The organism is Pseudothioclava nitratireducens, assembly GCF_029210495.1.
In the GTDB taxonomy this organism is placed as follows: domain Bacteria; phylum Pseudomonadota; class Alphaproteobacteria; order Rhodobacterales; family Rhodobacteraceae; genus Pseudothioclava; species Pseudothioclava nitratireducens.
Genome location: NZ_JARGDK010000002.1, coordinates 119,065 through 138,920, shown reverse-complemented (window position 1 = coordinate 138,920; position 19,856 = coordinate 119,065). Strand labels below are relative to the sequence as shown.

20 protein-coding genes are annotated in these 19,856 nt (G+C 64.5%); 12 read left to right on the top strand and 8 right to left on the bottom strand.

Translation table 11 applies throughout. From position 1 onward, the window contains the following. Positions 1-127: 127 nt before the first annotated feature. Positions 128-1,303 (bottom strand): FAD-dependent monooxygenase, encoded by a 1,176-nt coding sequence (locus P0X85_RS02865; protein ID WP_275808146.1) that lies wholly within the window; start codon positions 1,301-1,303, stop codon positions 128-130. Between the two features lie 100 nt (positions 1,304-1,403). Beyond that, entirely contained in the window at positions 1,404-1,826 is a 423-nt protein-coding gene (gene dksA, locus P0X85_RS02860; protein ID WP_275808144.1) for an RNA polymerase-binding protein DksA, read from the bottom strand. A gap of 222 nt (positions 1,827-2,048) precedes the next feature. On the opposite strand from dksA, the gene P0X85_RS02855 reads away from it, so the two are divergent. The 3 genes from P0X85_RS02855 (at position 2,049) to P0X85_RS02845 (ending at position 5,076) form a co-directional block, all read left to right on the top strand. Next, complete coding sequence (locus P0X85_RS02855; RefSeq protein ID WP_275808141.1) at positions 2,049-2,891, top strand: AAA family ATPase; 843 nt, start codon at positions 2,049-2,051, stop codon at positions 2,889-2,891. A 125-nt stretch (positions 2,892-3,016) separates the two neighbouring features. After that, positions 3,017-4,612, top strand: a complete 1,596-nt coding sequence (locus tag P0X85_RS02850) for a peptide chain release factor 3 (protein WP_275808137.1) — start codon at positions 3,017-3,019, stop codon at positions 4,610-4,612. After that, entirely contained in the window at positions 4,609-5,076 is a 468-nt protein-coding gene (locus P0X85_RS02845; protein WP_275808134.1) for a DUF6869 domain-containing protein, read from the top strand. Before P0X85_RS02850 ends, P0X85_RS02845 begins: the two co-directional genes overlap by 4 nt. A gap of 3 nt (positions 5,077-5,079) precedes the next feature. On the opposite strand, the gene P0X85_RS02840 is transcribed toward P0X85_RS02845, so the two are convergent. Then, positions 5,080-5,502 carry an OsmC family peroxiredoxin gene (locus tag P0X85_RS02840; RefSeq protein WP_275808131.1) on the bottom strand — a complete coding sequence of 141 codons (423 nt, stop codon included), beginning with the start codon at positions 5,500-5,502 and terminating at the stop codon, positions 5,080-5,082. Between the two features lie 163 nt (positions 5,503-5,665). On the opposite strand from P0X85_RS02840, the gene P0X85_RS02835 reads away from it, so the two are divergent. Beyond that, entirely contained in the window at positions 5,666-6,472 is an 807-nt protein-coding gene (locus P0X85_RS02835) for a hypothetical protein (RefSeq protein WP_275808128.1), read from the top strand. A gap of 73 nt (positions 6,473-6,545) precedes the next feature. Here P0X85_RS02835 and P0X85_RS02830 read toward each other — a convergent pair whose 3' ends face one another. Continuing rightward, positions 6,546-7,721 carry a deoxyguanosinetriphosphate triphosphohydrolase gene (locus tag P0X85_RS02830; RefSeq protein ID WP_275808123.1) on the bottom strand — a complete coding sequence of 392 codons (1,176 nt, stop codon included), beginning with the start codon at positions 7,719-7,721 and terminating at the stop codon, positions 6,546-6,548. 89 nt (positions 7,722-7,810) lie between these two features. Between P0X85_RS02830 and P0X85_RS02825 the strand changes: the two genes are divergently transcribed. Further along, entirely contained in the window at positions 7,811-8,146 is a 336-nt protein-coding gene (locus P0X85_RS02825) for a HesB/IscA family protein (RefSeq protein WP_275808120.1), read from the top strand. A 139-nt stretch (positions 8,147-8,285) separates the two neighbouring features. Next, positions 8,286-9,065, top strand: a complete 780-nt coding sequence (gene xth / locus P0X85_RS02820) for an exodeoxyribonuclease III (RefSeq protein WP_275808117.1) — start codon at positions 8,286-8,288, stop codon at positions 9,063-9,065. Positions 9,066-9,077: 12 nt separating this feature from the next. Here the strand turns inward: xth and P0X85_RS02815 are convergent, their stop codons facing one another. Continuing rightward, positions 9,078-10,079: a Hint domain-containing protein gene (locus tag P0X85_RS02815; RefSeq protein WP_275808114.1), complete on the bottom strand. Its 1,002-nt coding sequence runs from the start codon at positions 10,077-10,079 to the stop codon at positions 9,078-9,080. Positions 10,080-10,239: 160 nt separating this feature from the next. On the opposite strand from P0X85_RS02815, the gene P0X85_RS02810 reads away from it, so the two are divergent. After that, the gene (locus tag P0X85_RS02810; RefSeq protein WP_275808804.1) at positions 10,240-11,019 is read left to right on the top strand and encodes an SDR family oxidoreductase; all 780 of its coding nucleotides are present in this window, start codon (positions 10,240-10,242) and stop codon (positions 11,017-11,019) included. 162 nt (positions 11,020-11,181) lie between these two features. Then, positions 11,182-12,204, top strand: coding sequence for an ABC transporter ATP-binding protein (locus tag P0X85_RS02805; RefSeq protein ID WP_275808801.1), 1,023 nt, complete (start codon positions 11,182-11,184; stop codon positions 12,202-12,204). A 6-nt stretch (positions 12,205-12,210) separates the two neighbouring features. On the opposite strand, the gene P0X85_RS02800 is transcribed toward P0X85_RS02805, so the two are convergent. From P0X85_RS02800 to ccmI, 3 genes are read right to left on the bottom strand one after another with little or no spacing between them, the layout of a single operon-like run. Further along, positions 12,211-12,441 carry a DUF1289 domain-containing protein gene (locus P0X85_RS02800; RefSeq protein WP_275808111.1) on the bottom strand — a complete coding sequence of 77 codons (231 nt, stop codon included), beginning with the start codon at positions 12,439-12,441 and terminating at the stop codon, positions 12,211-12,213. Continuing rightward, positions 12,438-12,911 carry a Holliday junction resolvase RuvX gene (gene ruvX, locus P0X85_RS02795; RefSeq protein ID WP_275808108.1) on the bottom strand — a complete coding sequence of 158 codons (474 nt, stop codon included), beginning with the start codon at positions 12,909-12,911 and terminating at the stop codon, positions 12,438-12,440. The genes P0X85_RS02800 and ruvX overlap by 4 nt, the downstream gene beginning before the upstream one ends. Beyond that, positions 12,908-14,446 (bottom strand): c-type cytochrome biogenesis protein CcmI, encoded by a 1,539-nt coding sequence (gene ccmI / locus P0X85_RS02790; protein ID WP_275808105.1) that lies wholly within the window; start codon positions 14,444-14,446, stop codon positions 12,908-12,910. The genes ruvX and ccmI overlap by 4 nt, the downstream gene beginning before the upstream one ends. 203 nt (positions 14,447-14,649) lie before the next feature. Between ccmI and P0X85_RS02785 the strand changes: the two genes are divergently transcribed. From P0X85_RS02785 to P0X85_RS02770, 4 genes are all read left to right on the top strand, one after another. Beyond that, on the top strand, positions 14,650-15,897 hold the full coding sequence (locus P0X85_RS02785; RefSeq protein ID WP_275808102.1) for a sarcosine oxidase subunit beta family protein: 1,248 nt from the start codon (positions 14,650-14,652) through the stop codon (positions 15,895-15,897). A 127-nt stretch (positions 15,898-16,024) separates the two neighbouring features. Further along, complete coding sequence (locus P0X85_RS02780; RefSeq protein WP_275808099.1) at positions 16,025-16,348, top strand: sarcosine oxidase subunit delta; 324 nt, start codon at positions 16,025-16,027, stop codon at positions 16,346-16,348. After that, the gene (locus P0X85_RS02775; RefSeq protein WP_275808096.1) at positions 16,345-19,299 is read left to right on the top strand and encodes a sarcosine oxidase subunit alpha family protein; all 2,955 of its coding nucleotides are present in this window, start codon (positions 16,345-16,347) and stop codon (positions 19,297-19,299) included. Before P0X85_RS02780 ends, P0X85_RS02775 begins: the two co-directional genes overlap by 4 nt. Then, positions 19,292-19,843 carry a sarcosine oxidase subunit gamma gene (locus tag P0X85_RS02770; protein ID WP_275808093.1) on the top strand — a complete coding sequence of 184 codons (552 nt, stop codon included), beginning with the start codon at positions 19,292-19,294 and terminating at the stop codon, positions 19,841-19,843. Before P0X85_RS02775 ends, P0X85_RS02770 begins: the two co-directional genes overlap by 8 nt. The last annotated feature ends 13 nt before the right edge of the window (positions 19,844-19,856 follow it).

Sequence of the window (19,856 nt, the reverse complement as noted above, 5' to 3'; positions counted from 1 at the left end):
AGCCCCGCCGCGACATGGAAATGCCCGAAATCGTCATGCAGATGATGAGCCTGCTTCCAATCGCGTGAAATATCCCGGGGGTGAATGGCGCATAGCGCCAGAGGGGGCAGCGCCCCCTTGCGCCAGTTCAGGTGGGCGCGCCCGCCGTGACATCGTGATCGTAGACCCAGTCGAACCGCGACAAGAGCCGGGCGGGCGCGAACCGCGACACGCTGCGCAGCCCGGTATGGGCCAGCGTGCGCGACAGCCCCGAGAGGTGATAATTGCGCGCGTTCTTGTTCGCGGCCTCGACGATGCGCTCGCAACGGGCGCGCCGCGCGGTCTGATAGGCGGCAAAGGCGGCCTCGGAGGTGTCATGCGTGGCAAGCGCCTCGCTGAGCACCCACGCGTCCTCGATGGCCATGACCGCGCCTTGGGCGAGGAAGGGCAGGGTCGGATGGGCCGCATCGCCGAGGATCGCAGCGCCCGGCCCGTGCCAGGCCCGCGCCACCGGGTGCCGGAACAACCCCCATAGCCACGGCGATTGCACCTCATCGAGCCAGCCGCGCACGGTCGGACCAAAATCCTCGAACGCGGCGCGCAGCGTCATCGGATCGTCGCGCAGGGTCCAGCTTTCTTCGACCCAGCGGCGGCGCTCTTCGATGGCGACGATGTTGCGCAGGCCGCGCCCGAGCGGGTAGCTCACCACATGCTTGCCCGCGCCCATGAACACTTGCGCGATATTCGGGGCGTCATCGCCGCAGGGGATCAGCGCGCGCCAGGCGACCTGATGGGTAAAGAACGGCGCGATCGTGCCGTTGAGCGCCTGCCGCACCTTCGAATGCAGCCCGTCCGCGCCGATCAGCAGGTCCGACTCGATCTCGGCGCCCTGATAGGTGATCATGCGCGGCGGGTGATCGCCCAGTTCGACCGAGTCGATCTGTTGCAGCAGCCGCACTTGAACGCCCGCCTCGCGCGCACCCTCGGCCAGAAAGTCGATCAGGCGCGCACGATGGATAAAGCGATATTCGGCACCGGGCCTGAGGCGCGCAAGCTCCAGCCGCGCGACCTGCGCTTCGGTCTCGCCGTCGATCAGCTGAACCGCCTCGGCGCGTGGCCCGGCCTCCGACAGCGCCTCGCCCAGCCCCAGCGCATGCAGCACCCGCGCGCCATTGGGGGAGATCTGCAAGCCGGCGCCCACTTCGCGGATGGCGTCAGCCTGTTCAAAGACCGTCACTTCGGCCCCGCGCAGCGCCAGAGCGCGCGCCACAGCCAGCCCCGCAACCCCGGCGCCCAGAACGGAAATCTTCTTGCCAATCAGCATCGGGGCTCCCCTGAAACGAAACCACCGGCACCTTGCGGTTGCCGGTGGCGCATTGTCTTTGAGCGAAGTCAAACCCGCGCGGGCACGGGTCTGCGCGCCATCAGTCGTCGCGGTGGACGCGCTCGCGGCGCTCGTGCTTTTCCTGCGCTTCGAGCGTCATCGTGGCGATCGGACGTGCGTCCAGACGACGCAGCGAGATCGGCTCGCCGGTGACTTCGCAATAGCCGTATTCGCCATTGTCGATGCGACGCAGCGCGGAATCGATTTTGGAAACGAGTTTGCGCTGGCGATCGCGGGTCCGAAGTTCGAGCGCGCGGTCGGTCTCTTCGCTGGCGCGGTCGGCCAGATCGGGAACGGAACGCGCCGACTCTGCCAGACCTTCAAGCGTCTCTGCCGATTGCTCGAGCAGTTCGGCTTTCCATGTCAGCAATTTGCGGCGGAAATATTCGAGCTGGCGCTCGTTCATGAACGGTTCGTCCTCGGCGGGACGGTAATCATCGGGAAGAAACGATTCGGCCTTCATGGCTGCCCTTTCCTTCGTGCCCCTGAAATTATCGATTGTGTCAGAAACCATACCGGCACTCCTCGGGCGCTCCATTAACCCATGCAGCAGGGGATGTCACGCCCTCGATTTGACCTGAGGGCCGCTTGGGACCCGCCTGTGCGATCAGGCTATACTGCGCTTGCGGCAATTTTGGGGCGCGGCTACTGTCGCGGCCCGAACCTGAGAAGCCGGAGTGAGACGATGCGTTTCCAATCGACCGAGAGCTATGTCGCCCCCGAGGACCTGACGGTGGCCGTAAATGCCGCCGTTGCGCTGGAGCGTCCGCTCTTGGTGAAGGGCGAGCCGGGCACCGGCAAGACCGAGCTTGCGCGTCAGGTCGCGGCGAGCCTTGGCCTGCCGATGGTCGAGTGGAACATCAAATCCACCACCAAGGCGCAACAGGGGCTTTACGAATATGACGCCGTCAGCCGGTTGCGTGACAGCCAGCTAGGTGATGCGCGCGTCAACGACGTGAAGAACTATATCCGCAAGGGCAAGCTCTGGCAGGCCTTCGAGGCACCGGGCAAGGTGGTTCTGCTGATCGACGAGATCGACAAGGCGGATATCGAGTTCCCGAACGACCTTTTGCAGGAACTCGACAAGATGGAGTTCCATGTCTACGAGACCGGCGAGACGATCCGCGCGATCCATCGCCCCGTGGTCATCATCACATCGAATAACGAAAAAGAACTGCCCGATGCCTTCCTGCGGCGCTGTTTCTTCCACTACATCCGCTTCCCGGATGCCGATGTGATGAAGCAGATCGTGGGCGTGCACTTCCCCCATATCAAGGAGGCGCTGCTGACCACGGCGCTGACTCAGTTCTATGAAATCCGCGAGACGCCGGGGCTGAAGAAGAAGCCCTCGACCTCGGAGGTTCTGGATTGGCTCAAGCTGCTTCTGGCCGAGGATCTCGCGCCCGATGATCTGCAACGCGAAGGCGCGAGCCTGTTGCCCAAGCTGCACGGCGCGCTTTTGAAGAACGAGCAGGATGTGCACCTGTTCGAGCGGCTGGCCTTCATGGCCCGGCGTCAGGGGCGCTAAGGGGGAGGGGCGCTGCCCCACTGGCCCGTTCCGGGCCATTCACCCCGGCGTATTTGCCGTTTGATGAAAGCCTGAAAGCCCCTTTGCCATTGCCCGTTTCGCGCGGGCAGGCTAAAGGCTCGACCATGACGAACAGACCCGCGCTTCCGCCCGAAATCGCCCGCCGCCGGACCTTTGCGATCATCTCGCACCCGGATGCCGGTAAAACGACTCTGACCGAGAAATTCCTTCTGTTTGGTGGCGCCATTCAGATGGCGGGGCAGGTGCGCGCGAAAGGCGAGGCGCGGCGTACGCGGTCGGACTTTATGAAGCTCGAACAGGATCGTGGGATCTCGGTCTCGGCCTCGGCGATGAGCTTTGAATATGCGGGCTATCGGTATAATCTGGTGGACACGCCCGGCCACTCGGATTTCTCCGAGGACACCTATCGTACGCTGACGGCGGTCGATGCCGCGATCATGGTGATCGACGGGGCGAAGGGGGTGGAAAGCCAGACGCGGAAGCTCTTTGAGGTGTGCCGCCTGCGCGACCTGCCGATCCTGACCTTCTGTAACAAGATGGACCGTGAGAGCCGCGACACGTTCGAAATCATCGACGAAATTCAGGAAAACCTCGCCATCGACGTGGCGCCGGCAAGCTGGCCGATCGGGATGGGGCGCGATTTCCTCGGGTGCTACGATCTGTTGCATGACCGGCTTGAACTGATGGACCGTGCGGACCGCAACAAGGTTGCCGAGAGCATCAAGATCGCCGGGCTCGATGACCCGAAACTGGCCGAGCACGTCCCCGCCGATCTGCTGGCGAAGCTGCGCGAAGAGATCGAGATGGCGTGCGAGTTGCTGCCCGCCTTCGACCGTCAGTCCTTCCTCGAGGGCCATATGACCCCGATCTGGTTCGGCTCTGCGATCAACTCGTTCGGGGTGAAGGAACTCATGGACGGGATCGGCGAATACGGTCCCGAACCGGAGGTGTTCCGCTCGCTCGAACGCGAGGTTGCGCCCGAGGAGAAGAAGGTCACGGGCTTTGTCTTCAAGGTGCAGGCCAATATGGACCCCAAGCACCGCGACCGTGTTGCTTTCGTGCGGCTGGTCTCGGGGCATTTCGAACGCGGGATGAAGCTTTTGCATGTGCGGTCCGGCAAGCCGATGGCGGTGTCGAACCCGGTGCTGTTCCTCGCGGCCGACCGTGAACTGGCCGAAGAGGCCTGGGGTGGTGACATCATCGGTATCCCGAACCACGGGCAACTGCGCATCGGCGACGCGCTGACCGAGGGTGAAAAGCTGCGCTTTACCGGTATCCCGTCTTTCGCGCCGGAACTGCTTCAGTCGGTGCGGGCGACCGATCCGATGAAGGGCAAGCACCTCGAAAAGGCGCTGATGCAATTCGCCGAAGAGGGCGCGGCCAAGGTGTTCAAGCCCGCCATCGGCTCGGGCTTCATTGTGGGCGTGGTCGGCGCGCTGCAATTCGACGTGTTGGCGAGCCGGATCGAGATCGAATACGGCATTCCCGTGCGGTTCGAGCCTTCGCAATTCACCTCGGCGCGCTGGGTGCTCGGGCCGAAGGATAAGGTCGAAAAGCTGGTCAACGCCAACAAGCAGCATATCAGCACCGACCATGACGGCGATGTCGTGTTCCTGACGCGCCTGCAATGGGATATCGACCGGGTTGAGCGCGACTATGAGGGTGTGACGCTCTCGGCGACCAAGGAAATGATGCAGTGACGCCGCTGCCGCCCGAACTGGTGACAGTGCTCTGCAACGCCGCCGAGGCGCCCGAGGATATTCGCACGCTGGAGGCATTGGTGTCGCTCTGGCTTGCCCAAAATGCGGTCGAGCCTGAGAGCGACGACGATTTCCCTTGGTCGGCGGCCTGCCTGTTCGAGCTGCGCGATCACCCGGACCTGGTCTGGAGCTTCGTGCGTCAGGCGCTTTCACAGGCCAGCACGATCTGGCAGGTGGTGATGCTGGCGGCCGGGCCTCTTGAGGACCTGATCGCGGATCACGGCGCGGAGTTCATCGACCGGATCGAGCGCGAGGCGCGCCATTCGCCGCGCTTCGCCTATGCGCTGACGGGTGTCTGGCCGCAGGGCGAGGCGGACAATGCCATCTGGGCGCGGATCGAGCGCGCCCGCGCCGACGCGATGATGTCCGGGCTCGACGCCGGTGGGCCATTGCCCGCGAAGTGACGTTTAGCCGATCGTAAGGTCCATTCCGATCTCGCAATTGAGTACCCGCGAGACCGGGCAGCCCGCTTTGGCGGCGTCGGCTGCGGCACGGATCGCACCTTCATCGCCTGAGCCGGTGATATGCACCGTCAACTGCGAGCGAGTGATGGTGAAGCCGCCTTCCTGCTTCTCCAGCGAGATCACGGCCTTGGTGTCGATGCCGATATTCTCGACCCCCGCCTCGGCGAGTTCCTTCGATAACGCCATTGAGAAGCAACCGGCATGGGCTGCGCCGATCAGCTCCTCGGGATTGGTGCCGGGCATGCCCTCGAAGCGCATGCCAAACCCGTAGGGCTGGTCTGCGAGCGCGCCGCTCTCCGTCGAGATCGTGCCTTTGCCCTCTTTGATCGGGCCTTCCCAACGGGCGGATGCGGATTTCTTGATCATTTCGGTCTCCCCTCTGCTTTGGACTGCCCAACGTGCAGGCAGCGCGCCGGGTTCCCCGCGTCGTGGCGTGATCCGCCTGGCGCCGGTCTTGACAGCGCAGCGCGCCCCCTGCGAGGCTTCCCAAAAGGATAGGGCGCCTCGCCCGGCCCACAAGGGGAGCGCGATGTTCTTTCGTCCCAAGGAGATGCCCGAAGCTTACGAATGCCGCCCCTATGCCCGTCTGGCGTGGGAAGGCCTGCGCAATGAGGTCGGGACCGCGCTGCGTGCCCGCGCGCCGACGCCTGAGCAGAAATTCCTGATCTTCGCACAAGGGCGCACGGGGTCCACGCTTCTGACCTCGACGCTCAACCGCCATCCCGAGATCCGCTGCGACGACGAGATCCTCGACCGCCCCAAGGCTTTTACCCGCCGTTACGCCGAGAACATGGCCCGCGCCGCGCCGACGCGTTGCTATGGCTTCCATGTCAAGATCTACCAACTCACCGCGTGGCAGCGGGTCACCGATGTCGGGGGCTTCCTGCGCGAGATGCAGGATCACGGCTGGAAGATCCTCTACCTTTGGCGCGAGAACGCGCTGCGCCATGTCGTCTCGAATGTCTTTGCCGAGGCGAGCGGGGCGTATCACATGCCCAAAGACGGGGGCGGGGGGGCGCCCGCCAAGATGCCGCTGCCGCTCGACCGTTTGGAAAAGGGAATTCCGAACCGGCTGCGCCTGCGTGAGGAAGAACGCGCCGCGCTCAACGGGCTCGACTATCTCGAACTGAATTATGAGCGCGACCTGCAATCCCCCGAGAGCCAGCCGGCGACCTTCGCCCGGATTCAGGACTATCTCGGGGTCACGCAGCACGACCTGACGCCCAAGCTCAAGAAGATGGTGGACAAGCCGCTCTCCGATCTGATCGGCAATTACGATGAGGTCGCGGGCTGGGTCGAGGCCCATCCCGAATTCGCAAGCTACCTGAGCGCCTGAGCCTGTCAGTCTGCCTCAAATATCCCGGGGGTGAGGGCCGGAGGCCCGAGGGGGCAGCGCCCCCTCTGCGGGTTTAGCCCTCCGGGCCAATCAGCCGGTGATATTCCTGAATGGCGAAGCGGTCGGTCATGCCCGCCACGTAGTCGAGGACCACCCGCGCCATCTCGGTCTTGCCCTCGGCGCTGGTGATGTCGCCGCCCCGGATGCGGGCGCGGGCGACGTCGTCCTGCCAGTCCTCGGGCAGCAATTCCGGCTGCTCCAGGAACAGCGGAAAGAGCGCATTGACCATTCCGGTCACGCGCTTGCGCTCGACCACGACGCTGGGTGCGCGATACATCCGGGTGAAGAGGAAGCTCTTGATCGCCTTGATATTCTGGTAGAGCGGCTTTGAGAAGCGGATGATCGGCCCCTCCATCGCGCGGATGTCGTCCACCGATTGCGGGTTGAGCGAGGTCAGCCGGTTCTGCGCGACCGCGATCACATCCTCGACCATCACGCCAAAGACCCGGCGCAGCGCCTCATGGCGGCGGCGCATGGGTTCGAGGCCGGGATGGAGGCGGTCGACTTCGGCGAAACACTCGCCAATCACTGGCAACTCACAAAGGTCATCCTCGGTGAAAAGGCCCGCGCGCAACCCGTCATGCAAGTCGTGGTGGTTATAGGCGCAATCGTCGGCCACGGCGGCGACCTGCGCCTCGGCGGAGGCGTTTGTGTGCAGCTCCAGATCCCATTCGGCATTGACCTCGGCCAGCGCATAGCTCAGCGGCCCGGTGATCGGACCGTTATGCTTGGCCATCCCTTCGAGCGTCTCCCATGTGAGGTTCAGCCCGTCGAAATTCGCGTAGTGCTTCTCCAGCCGCGTCACGATCCGCAGCGCCTGCGCGTTGTGATCGAAGCCGCCGTAAGGTGCCATCAGCTCATGGAGCGCATCCTCGCCGGTATGGCCAAAGGGCGGGTGCCCGAGATCATGGCTGAGCGCCACCGCCTCGGCCAGATCGGTATTGAGGCCAAGCGCATTCGCGATGGTGCGTGCGACCTGGGCCACCTCTATCGTGTGGGTCAGGCGGGTGCGGTAGTAATCGCCCTCATGTTCGACGAAGACCTGCGTCTTGTGCTTGAGGCGACGAAAGGCCGAGGAGTGGATGATCCGGTCGCGGTCGCGCTGAAACGGCGAGCGAAAGGTCGAAATGCTCTCGGGGTGGAGCCGCCCGCGGCTGGCCTCGGGGTGGCAGGCATAGGGTTTGAGCATCCGGCTCGTCCTCACAACAGTTTGCGCCGCTTCTTGTGGCGCCTTTTCCTGAGCTTATATAGGATGGCGCGCAATGAACAGGTGATGTGATGGACCTTACGCTTCCGCCGAAAGTGACCGAGCGCGCGTTTGCGCGACTGGCCGAGATCAATGCCGCCCAATCCGCGCCCAAGGCGCTGCGGGTTGCGGTGGAGGGGGGCGGCTGCTCGGGTTTTCAGTATGAGATCACGCTGGCCGAGGCGGTCGCGGAGGATGATCTGGTGCTCGAAGGGGCGGGCCAGCGCGTGCTGATCGACCCGGTTTCGCTCCCGTTTCTGGAAAACGCCGTGATCGACTTCACCGATGAGCTGATCGGCGCGCGCTTCGTGGTCGAGAATCCGAATGCGACCTCGTCCTGCGGCTGCGGGATTTCGTTTTCGATGTGAGACGGTTGCAGGGGGCGCTGCCCCCTCTGGCGCTGCGCGCCATTCACCCCCGGGATATTTCGGGCAGCGTGAGAGGGCTTTGGGTTGTGGTCGCCCAGAGCTTCCGGCTATCACGGGGGGATAGCCGAGCGGGGGCCTTATGAAGATCGCGACATTCAACATCAACGGGATCAAGGCGCGGTTCGAGGCGTTGCAGGCGTGGCTACGCGAGGCGGAGCCGGATGTGGCGCTGTTGCAGGAGATCAAATCCGTCGACGAGGCGTTTCCGCGTGAGCTGTTCGAGGATATGGGCTACCGGGTCGAGACCCATGGCCAGAAGAGTTTCAACGGGGTTGCGATCCTCTCGCGTCTGCCGCTCGAGGATGTCGCGCGCGGGCTGCCGGGGGATGACCGCGACGAGCAGGCGCGCTGGATCGAAGCGACCGTGATCGGGGATCGGGCGGTGCGCGTCTGCGGGCTGTATTTACCGAACGGGAACCCGGTGCCGGGGCCGAAATACGATTACAAGCTGGCGTGGATGGAGCGGATGCGTCTGCGGGCCTTGGACTTGCTGGCGGGCGAGGAGCCGGTCGTGATGGCGGGCGATTACAATATCATCCCGCAGGATATGGATGCGGCCAAGCCCGAGGCGTGGCGCGAGGATGCCTTGGCGCGCCCCGAGAGCCGCGCGGCCTTTCGCCGGATTCTCAATCTCGGCTTTACCGAAGCGTTCCGCACCCGCGTGCCTGAAGCGGGGCATTATTCCTTTTGGGATTATCAGGCGGGCGCATGGCAGCGCAACAACGGCATCCGGATCGACCATTTGCTGCTGAGCCCGCAGGCTGCTGATCTCTTGCGCGAGGTCGGGATCGACAAGGAGATTCGCGGGCGCGAGAAACCCTCGGACCATGTGCCGGTCTGGATCGATCTCGATGCCTGAGGCGTGCGGCGCTCAGTCCTGATCGTGCTTGCGGAAAATTCGTTTGCGGCCGAATTGTTCGAGGATCTCCCGCGTCGCTTCTGTCGAAAAATGCGGGCGATGGCGCAGGTTCGGCAGGCGCGCGGTGATCTCGCTGCGCAGGTCCTGTGGTAGAAGCGGCAGCGTCGCCTCCGAGATCAGCAGGCTTTCACAGGGAATACCTTCGGCATAGATGATTTCATGCCGGGAGAAGACGAGCGCGTAATAATCGACATAGCCCCCCTCGCGCCGCCAGACATTCTCGCCATCGACGAGATGCTTCGCCTGCACGAGGATTTCCGAGGCGTCGCCCAGGCGATCTTCACCGCGTCGGTAGAGGAAAATGCGGTGATGCGGGCTCACCACGAGGTCGCCATCATTGCCGAGCGTGCCCGCCGAGATCACGACGGGTGCGAAGCTGCCAATCGCGCGCAAAGTGGCCTTGGCGACCAGTTGCAGTGCCTGTGGGCCGCTGTCGCGGGTCAGGATGCGGTCGCCGGGGCGCAACGCTTCGATCGGGCGCTGAGCGCCGCCGGCCATGGTGATCATCGTGCCGGTCGTGAAGGCGACGCAGACGAGGTCTGAAAGTTGCACCTCGCCCGGATCTTCGTGGCTTTCGAGCAGGGTATAATCGGTGCGTGCGGCAATCGGTGAAAGTGGCAGCGCGTAGATCGCGGGCGCGGCCAGATGTTCGATCAGAAGGATATCGACCATATCGCCGTCCGGCGCCATCATCACATGGCGTGCGATGAGCCGGATTTCATCGCCGGGCGCGCCGATACGTGAGCCGGGAGCAATCTGGTGCTGCCCGTTTTGCGCCGAGATAAGGCTGAGCCGCCGCGGGCGTGCGTTCGGCTCAAGCTGGTAGATATCGCCGGCCTCGGTTTCGTCCGCCAGACCCAGACCGTCACCGTGATTGGCCCCCGATGTGACCCAAATCTCATCCGCGTCAAAGACGTGGACGGCCTGCGGCGGCGGAGAAGTGGTCTGCGGCATGGGTCCGGGGTTCCTGTGGGTACGTAGGGATACTAGATACAAAAAGCTGATCGCGGGTTAACCAAGTCGTTACCCAAACGTCAAGGCGCGGATCGATGCCGATAGGTCGCGTGGACGTGGACTGTCGCCCATCGGGCGTCAATGGATGGAGAAGAGACAGATGGATCTGGGGCTGAGAGACAAACGCGCGATTGTCTGCGCGGCATCGAAGGGGCTGGGCCGGGGGTGCGCAGAGGCTCTCGCAGAGGCGGGGGTGGAGCTTGTGCTCAATGCACGCGGCGCCGATGCGTTGGCCCGCGCGGCCGATGAGATCAGGGCGCGCTACGGCGTATCCGTGACCCCGGTTGCGGCAGATATTACCACATCCGAGGGGCGCGCCGCGGTGCTCGAGGCGGCCGGAGAGGTCGATATCCTGATCAACAATGCGGGCGGGCCGCCGCCCGGAGTCTGGGCCGACTGGACGCGCGAGGATTTCATCGCCGCACTCGATGCGAATCTGCTGGCTCCGGTGGCGATGATGCAGGCGGTCCTGCCCGCGATGATGGGGCAGGGCTGGGGGCGGGTGGTCAATATTACCTCGGCCGCGGTGCGCGCGCCGATCGCGCAGCTTGGCCTGTCGAATACGGCCCGCACGGGTCTGACGGGGTTCGTGGCCGGAACCGCGCGGCAGGTGGCGGGTCAGGGGGTAACGATCAACAACCTGTTGCCGGGCATCCATGCCACGGACCGGATCAAGGCGCTCGATGGTCCGGTGGCCGAAGCGGATGGGATCAGCCTCGAAGCGGCCTCAGCGCGGCGGATGGCGACGATTCCAGTGGGGCGCTATGGCACGGCGGCGGAGTTCGGGGCGATGTGTGCGTTTCTGTGTTCGCAGCATGCCGGTTTCATCGTCGGTCAGAATATCCTGCTCGATGGGGGTGCGGCCAATCAGACGATCTAGGCGCTTCGGCTTGCGCGGCGGGGATGGCCCTGCTATCCCCGCAAAAACCCCGAGTGATTTGATCGGATACCGCCGTTGAGCAGCCCTGTTCCACCGACCGCCCCCGCTTCGGAAGCGCCGCGCCTTGAGGTGCAGGGGCTTCGTCGCCGTTTCGACGGGCAGATGGTGGTGGACGATGTCTCTTTCACGATCCCATCCGGTCAGGTGACCTGTTTGCTTGGCCCCTCGGGCTGCGGAAAATCGACGACGCTGCGGATGATCGCGGGCGTCGATATGCAGGACGAGGGCAAGATCTTCGTCGATGGCAATCTGGTCTGCGACACGGTCTTTCGCATCCCGCCAGAGCGGCGCGCGATTGGCCTCATGTTTCAGGATTTCGCGTTGTTCCCCCATCTGTCGGTGGCCGATAACGTGGCCTTCGGCCTCAAGGGCAGCCGCGAGGAAAAACGTGCCAGGGTCGCCGAGTTGCTGGAGCGGGTGCATCTGTCCAAGCATATCGACAGCTTCCCGCATGCGCTTTCAGGCGGTGAGCAGCAGCGTGTGGCGCTGGCCCGCGCGCTTGCGCCACGGCCCCGTATCCTCTTGATGGACGAGCCCTTCTCGGGGCTGGATGAACGGTTGCGCGATGGTATCCGCGACGAGACGCTGGAGCTGTTGAAGGAAGAGGGAACAGCGGTTCTTCTGGTCACCCATGAGCCGCATGAGGCGATGCGGATGGCGGATGAGATCCTGTTGATGCGCAACGGCAAGATCGTGCAGCGCGGGGCGCCCTATAACCTCTACAACGCGCCGGTGGACCGGGCGGCGGCGGCCTTCTTTTCGGATGTGAACGTGCTGGCCAGCGAAGTGCGTGGGGCGCTGACGCAGACGCCTTTCGGGGATTTCCTGATGCCGGGGCATCCGGACGGGACACAGGTCGATATCGTGATCCGGCCGCAGCATCTCAAGATTGATTTCGACCGGGCGGGCCGCGGGCCGAACCCGACGCCGCAAGACGGGGTGCCCGCGCGCGGCGTGGTTGAACGCGCGCGCTTCATGGGGCGCGAGAGCCTTGTGGAATTCCGCATGGATTTTGACGGCTCGATCCTGCGCGCGACGGTGCCCAATGTCTTTCTGCCGAAACCCGGCACAGCGATGTGGCTGATGATCCGGCGTGACCGCTGCTTCGTCTTCCCGCGCAAATAGGCGGTTTTACTCGTTCACACGGGCCCCATGGCCACCGCGGCGCTGGCGCAGACGGGGCGCGCGCTCGGGCAGGCTTGCCATGATCGCCTGACGGGTTTCCGGCATCATCCGTGACCAGTTCCCGATCTCCTCGAGCGTGCGATAGCAGCCAACGCAGATTTTCTCGGTCGGATGGATCGAGCAAAGCTTCACGCAGGGGCTCTCGATCTCTTTGCGTTTCCAGATATCGTCGCTCATGTCGTTCCCAGATAGCCGAGCCGGTCCAGCGCGCCTTGCAGGATGAACCCGGCGGCGACATGGTCGATCCGTTCGGCGCGTTTCTTGCGCGTCAGGTCGGCTTCGAGCATGGCGCGTTCCGCGGCCACGGTCGAGAGCCGTTCGTCCCAGAACGTTATGGGGAGCTGTGTCAGTTTTTCAAGGTTGCGTGCGAAAGCGCGTGTCGATTGGCAGCGCGGACCTTCGGAGCCGTCCATGTTGCGCGGCAGGCCAAGGACCAGGCCGACGATCTCGCGCTCCGTCGTGATTTTCAGCAGCGCCGCGGCGTCGAGAGTGAACTTCTCGCGCCGGATGGTCGAGAGCGGCGTGGCGACCGAACGCATCCGGTCAGAGACCGCCACGCCAATGGTTTTGGTGCCAAGGTCCAGCCCCGCCAATGCGCCCAATCGGGGCAGGGTGGCGGCGAAGCTCTCGATATCCTCGCAGATCACTGGGCGATCCCTGCCGCGGCGGCGGCCTCGTCGATGGCGCCAAGCGCCACATCATTGCCAGCCAATGCCGCTTGCGCCTTGGCATAGACTTCGGCGGCGCGCCCGGTCTCTCCCAGCGTGGCCAGCGACGAGATGGCACGCGACCATTCCGCGGCATTCCCGCCCTCGCTCTCGAGTCGTTCGACCAGCCCGTCCACCATGCCGAGGATCATCTCCTGACGCTCTTCCGGGGTCATGTCGGCTGCGGCTTCCATCTGCTCGGCATCGGGGGCCCCAAGTGCGCGGGTATCCCCCAGCGCCGCTGCCAGATCGTTCAGATCGCCCTCGGCGGCGGCGCGCACGATATCGAGCATCGCCGGACGTTCGGCAAAGACGGTCTGCGCCTCACCCCAAAGCGCGTCCATGCGCTCTGCGTCGCCCACCAGCTTCAGCGCAGCGATCAGCAGCGCCCAATCTTCAGCCGAGCCGCCTTGCCGCGCCATCTTGGAGTTCAGCGATTCCAGCTTCTCACGCAGGATCATCTCGCGCGCTTCGGGCATCGGTGCCTGTGCGGCCTTGAGCAGGTCGTCCAGCGTCGGGCCGAGACCCACGGGCGCGGGCTGTTCATAATTCCGCTCGCCGGCGATCCATGCGAGTTCTTCGATATTCTGGCGGATCATCGGGATCCAGGGTGCCGTTTCCGGCCCTTGCCGCAGCACGCTGTCCCAGATCCGGAAAGCGCGGTCGCCGCGCGCGTTCTGCGCCATCATCAGCCCGATGTAATAGAGCGCCAGACCATTGCGCGGATCGCGTTCCAGCGCGCCCGAAAACGCCGATTCCGCCTCGGGCGTGACCAGCCCCCCCGCCGCGACCACCATCAGCTCACCAAGTGCGGCATAGTCATCGGCGGTGGCGTTTTCGCCCTCAAGCGCGATCAGCCGCCGCTGCGCTTCCCAGCCGGCCCGGTAATTGCCGATCGCCGCCTCGTTGCGCGCCAGAAGCTCCAGGCCCTGCCGCTCATTCGGTCGGTCCGCGACCGCCTGACGCAGCCGCTCCATCAGCTCCAGAAACTGCGGATCGGGTTCGGGTTGGGCGGGGCGCTCCGCGGCGGCGGTCTTTTCAGCCTCGTCCTGCGAGGGACGATTCTGATAGATTTCATCGGCCATGGCGATGCGTTCGGCAAAGGGCTGATCGGGATAACCCGCCGCACCAAGCCGTTGATAGAGATAGAAAGATCCGCTCATCACGGCGGCAATCAGCACGAGGATTGCAGCGGTCGCCCCTTTGGGTGCGCGGGCGCTCTCGGTTTCCTGCTGCGCGGCGCGGTCGGCCTCGAGCATCCGGCGTGAGATTTCCAGCCGCGCGCGCTCCGCCTCTTCGGCGGGGATCACGCCACGGGCCAGATCCTTCTCCACCTCGCGCAACTGGTCGCGATAGACCTGCACGTCATACGCGGCGCTCGACATCTCGTCCCCGGCCTTGCGGCGCATCAGCGCGAGAACAAACAAAAGCCCGACAAGCGCCACAAGGGCGGCGGTCATGATCCAGAACAGCATGGCGTCTCCTACTCCTTGCTCCCCCGTTTAGGCGAGTTGCGCCGCCCACGAAAGTCCCAAGCGCGTGAGTGGTGCGCCTTGTCGCAGGGCGATGTCGGTTTTTTCCCTCATTTGCCGCTTAGGGGTAGAAAAAACCCAGTGCGCGGGTCCATCAAAAGATGAACCGGGGCAAGATTCGCCCCCGCGTAGCCAAGGAGCCGGGCATGAGACGCTATTCAATGTTTGCGGTCGCGCGCGAGGCGCTGCGCTTCCACGCCGGCTGGGAGAAGGCGTGGAAAAGCCCTGAACCCAAGAAACGCTACGATGTGATCGTGGTGGGGGCGGGTGGCCACGGGCTTGCCACGGCCTATTATCTCGGCAAGGTCCACGGCATCACCAATGTGGCGGTGATCGAAAAAGGTTGGCTGGGCGGCGGGAATACCGGGCGCAACACCACCATTATTCGCTCGAACTATCTGCAAGACCCCTCGGCGGCGATCTACGAAAAGGCCCGTGCGCTCTATGAGGACCTGTCGCAGGATCTCAACTACAACGTGATGTTCAGCCCGCGCGGCCTGCTGATGCTCGGCCAGACCGAGCATGAGGTGCGCGGCTACAAGCGCACCGTCTATGCCAACAACCTGCAAGGCGTCGAAACCCGCTGGATCGGCCCGCAAGAGGTCAAGGACCTCGTGCCGATCATCAATATCGACGGCCCGCGCTACCCGGTTCTGGGGGCGCTCTATCAGGAACGCGGCGGCACCGCGCGCCACGATGCGGTGGCCTGGGGCTATGCACGCGCCTGCTCGAACATGGGCATGGACATCATCCAGCAGTGCGAAGTCACTGGCATCCGCACTGAAGGCGGTCAGGTGGTCGGCGTCGATACGTCCAAAGGCTCGATTGACTGCGGCAAGCTGGCGATCGTCGTCGCGGGCCATAGCTCGGTCCTGGCAGAGATGGCGGGCTTCCGGCTGCCGATCGAGTCGGCGGCGCTGCAAGCCTGGGTCTCGGAGCCGATCAAGCCCTGCATGGATGTGGTCGTCATGGCCAACACCGTGCACGGCTACATGTCGCAATCCGACAAGGGCGAGATGGTGATCGGCGGCGGCACCGATGGCTTCAACAACTACACGCAGCGCGGCTCGTGGCACCATGTCGAAGAAACCACCCGCGCGCTGGTCGAGACCTTCCCGATCATCTCGCGGCTCAAGATGCTGCGCCAATGGGGCGGCATCGTGGACATGACCGGCGACCGCTCGCCGATCCTGTCGAAAACCCCGGTCGGCAATATCTTCGTCAACTGTGGCTGGGGCACCGGCGGCTTCAAATCGATCCCCGGCTCGGGCTTTGCGATGGCCGAACTGGTCGCCAAGGGCGAACCGGGGCCGCTTGCGGCCGAATTCGGTCTCAACCGCTTCAAGGAAGGCCGCTTCATCGACGAGAGCGTCGCGGCCGGGGTGGCGCATTGATGGTCGCTCCGAACATCCCCCCCGCATCGTCGCGCCCAAGCGGCCTCTCTCCTGTCATTCTGCCCGAAATATCCCGGGGGTCCGGGGGCGGCGCCCCCGGCCTCACCACCCAGAAAGGTCTGCCGACATGCTGACGCTCACCTGTCCCTATTGCGGCGTGACCGCCGAGGAAACCGAACTCGCCCCGGGCGGCGAGGCGCATCTCAAGCGCTTCGGCCCCGGCTCCAGCGACGAAGAGTTCGAGAGCTATATGTTCGCGCGCAAGAACCCCAAGGGCGTGCATTTCGAGCGCTGGCGCCATGCCAATGGCTGCGGCAAGTGGTTCCTCGCCGCGCGCTGCACCGCCACGCTCGAGGTCTTCGGCACCTATTCCGCCCAGACCAAAGAGCCGCCCGCCGACATCATTGCCGCCATCAAGGCCAAACGCCCCGGTTGGGAGGGCTATAAATGAGCACACGTCTGCCCAAAGGCGGTCGCCTGATCGACCGTTCCAAATCGCTCAGCTTCACCTTCAGCGGCCAGCCGCTGCGCGGTTTCGCCGGGGATACGCTGGCCTCCGCGCTTCTGGGCGCGGGCCAGACGATGGTCGGGCGCAGCTTCAAGTATCACCGCCCGCGCGGCATCGTGGCGAGCGGGGCCGAAGAGCCGAACGCGCTTGTCGGCCTTGGCCGCAACGCACGGTTCGAACCGGACCAGCGCACCACCACGACCGAGCTGTTCGAAGGTGCCGAGACCACCAGTCAGAACCACTGGCCGAGCCTCAAGTTTGACGTCGGCGCGATCAACGACAAGCTCTACCGGCTGTTCCCGGCGGGCTTCTACTACAAGACCTTCATGTTCCCGCGCTTTGCATGGAAACACGTGTTCGAGCCGATCGTGCGCCAGTCGGCGGGGCTTGGCGCCGTGCCGAAAGAGCGCGACCCCGATCGCTACGAGCAGGCCTATGCCTATTGCGACGTGCTTGTGGCGGGCGGCGGTGTCGCGGGTCTCGCGGCGGCGCTCAAGGCCGGGCGCGCGGGCAAGCGCGTCATCGTGCTTGAACAAACGCCCCACTGGGGTGGCCGCGCCGTTGTCGATGGCGGCCAGATCGACGGTCTGGACGCCGAGGCCTGGGTGAAAGACGCGCTGCAAAAGCTTGAAAGCATGGAGAATGTGACGCTCCGCAATCGCACCATGGCGGCCGGTCTGCACGATCATGGCTATGTCATCGGCTATCAGAGCGTGGGCGACACGACGCCGGGCGATGGTCGTCCGCGCCATCGCCTCTGGCGTATCCGCGCTGGCCTGACCATCACCGCGACCGGCGCGATCGAGCGTCCGCTCTCCTTCGCGGGCAACGATATTCCGGGCGTGATGCTGGCCTCGGCCGTGCGCGATTACCTTGTGAACTGGGCGGTGAGCTGTGGCGACCGCACCGTTGTGGTGACCAATAACGACGACGCCTATCGCACGGCGCTCGCGCTGCTTGACGCGGGTCTTGCGGTGCCGGCGATCATCGACGCGCGCGACATGCCCGCCGGACCTCTGGTCGACGAGGCGCGCCGTCGCGGGATCAAGGTCATGGAGGGCCACGGCATCACCCGTGTCCTCGGCAAGACCAATGTGACCGGGGTCGAGATCTGCCGCCAGGCGGGTGAGGGCTCGGTCGTCAAGCAGATCGACTGCGATTGCGTCGCGATGTCGGGCGGCTGGTCTCCGGTCGTGCACCTGTGGTCGCATTGCGGCGGCAAGCTGACCTGGGACGAGGCGCATGCCATGTTCCGCCCCGACACGACCCGTCCGCCAACCGGGGCCGATGGCGGCCCGATCGCGCAGCCGGTGGGGGCCGCGAATGGACATCTGCGCCTGTCGGAAATCATGGACGAGGCCGGGATCGGTGCGGCATCCGACGAGGAGGGACCGATGGCGCCGGTCTGGTTGATGCCCGCAGGCGCGCCGGATGCGCTGCGCTTCAAGGCGTTTCTTGACTATCAGAACGACGTGAAGGTCTCGGACGTCCAGCTCGCCGCCCGTGAGGGCTACGAGTCGGTCGAGCATACCAAGCGCTACACCACGCTCGGCATGGCGACGGATCAGGGGAAACTTTCGAATATCAATGGCTTGGCGATCCTTTCGGATGCGCTGGGCCGCCCGATCCCGGCGACCGGCACCACCACCTTCCGCCCGCCCTACACCCCGATCAGCTTTGGTGCGGTCACCGGCGAGGCGCGCGGCGAAATCTTCCAGCCGCTGCGCCGCACCCCGATGCACGAATGGCACGAAGCGCGTGGCGCCCATTGGGAGCCGGTCGGCCTCTGGCGCCGCCCCTATTGCTACCCGCGCTCGGGCGAAAGCCACCGCGATGCGGTCAATCGCGAGATCACGAACACCCGGACGAATGTCGGTCTGCTCGACGCCTCGACGCTGGGCAAGATCGTGGTCAAAGGGCCGGATGCGGGCAAGTTCCTCGACATGCTCTACACCAACATGATGTCCAATCTGGCGGTGGGCAAATGCCGCTACGGGCTGATGTGCAACGAAAACGGCTTCCTGATGGATGACGGGGTCGTTGTGCGCCTTTCCGAGGATAGCTGGCTGTGCCACACCACCTCGGGCGGGGCGGATCGTATCCATGCCTGGATGGAGGACTGGCTGCAATGCGAATGGTGGGACTGGAAGGTCTATACCGCCAACCTGACCGAGCAATATGCCCAAGTGGCCGTGGTCGGTCCGAAGGCGCGTGACCTGCTTGAGAAGCTGGGCGGGATGGATGTCTCCAAAGAGGCGCTGCCCTTCATGCAATACGTCGAGGGCACGCTGGCGGGTATCCCCGCGCGCATCTTCCGGATCTCCTTCTCGGGGGAACTCAGCTACGAGATCGCGGTGCCCGCAAGCTACGGCTTGGCATTGTGGGAGGCGCTGAACTCTGAGGGTGCGGCCTTTGGCGCGATGCCCTACGGGACCGAAGCGCTGCACGTGATGCGGGCCGAAAAGGGCTTCATCATGATCGGCGACGAGACCGACGGCACGGTGATCCCGCAGGATCTCAACCTGAACTGGGCGATCTCGAAGAAGAAAGAGGACTTCCTTGGCAAGCGCGCCATGGAGCGCTCGCATATGACCGACCCCGAGCGCTGGAAGCTCGTCGGGCTTGAAACCGTGGATGGGTCGGTGCTGCCCGATGGTGTCTACGCCGTGGCCGAGGGGCACAATGCAAACGGTCAGCGCAATGTGCAGGGTCGCGTCACCTCGACCTATTACTCGCCGACGCTCAAGCGCGGGATTGCGATGGGTCTGGTGAAACATGGCCCCGAGCGCACGGGCGAAGTGATCGACTTCCCCGGCGACAATGGCGCAGTGCATCAGGCGCGGATCGTCGATCCGTGCTTCTACGACAAGGACGGGGAGAAGCAGAATGTCTGAACCGGTCAGCGCATTGAACGGGGCCAAGGCCCAAGGCTTCGCCCAGGTCGCCGAACAGGGCCTCAAGGGCATGATCGCAATCCGCTGCGATCTTGAGTCGAAATCGCTCGCCAAGGTAGTGAAAGGCATGGGACTCTCTGTGCCTGCACAGCGTCGGATTGTGACAGCGGAAGGGCGCGCTCTCGCCTGGATGAGCCCGGATGAACTCCTGCTGCTGTGCGATTACGCCGATGCTTCGGGCGTAACTGCGCAACTCGCAGAGGCGCTCGCCAAAGAGCACGCTTTGGTGACCGATGTGTCGGATGCCCGTGCGCTTTTCAGAGTTTCGGGGGAGAAGGCGGATCAGGTGCTGATGAAGCTCTGCCCGGTCGATTTCGAAACGCTTCCCGAAGGCGAGATGCGCCGCACCCGCGCGGCACAGGTTGCAGCCGCGATCTGGCGGTCGGGGTCGGAAGAACTCTCGATCATCTGCTTCCGCTCGGTCGCTGGCTACATGATGGGCCTGCTTGAAGTCTCTGCCCGCCAAGGCGGCGAGATTGCCTGAACTGGTGGAGGGG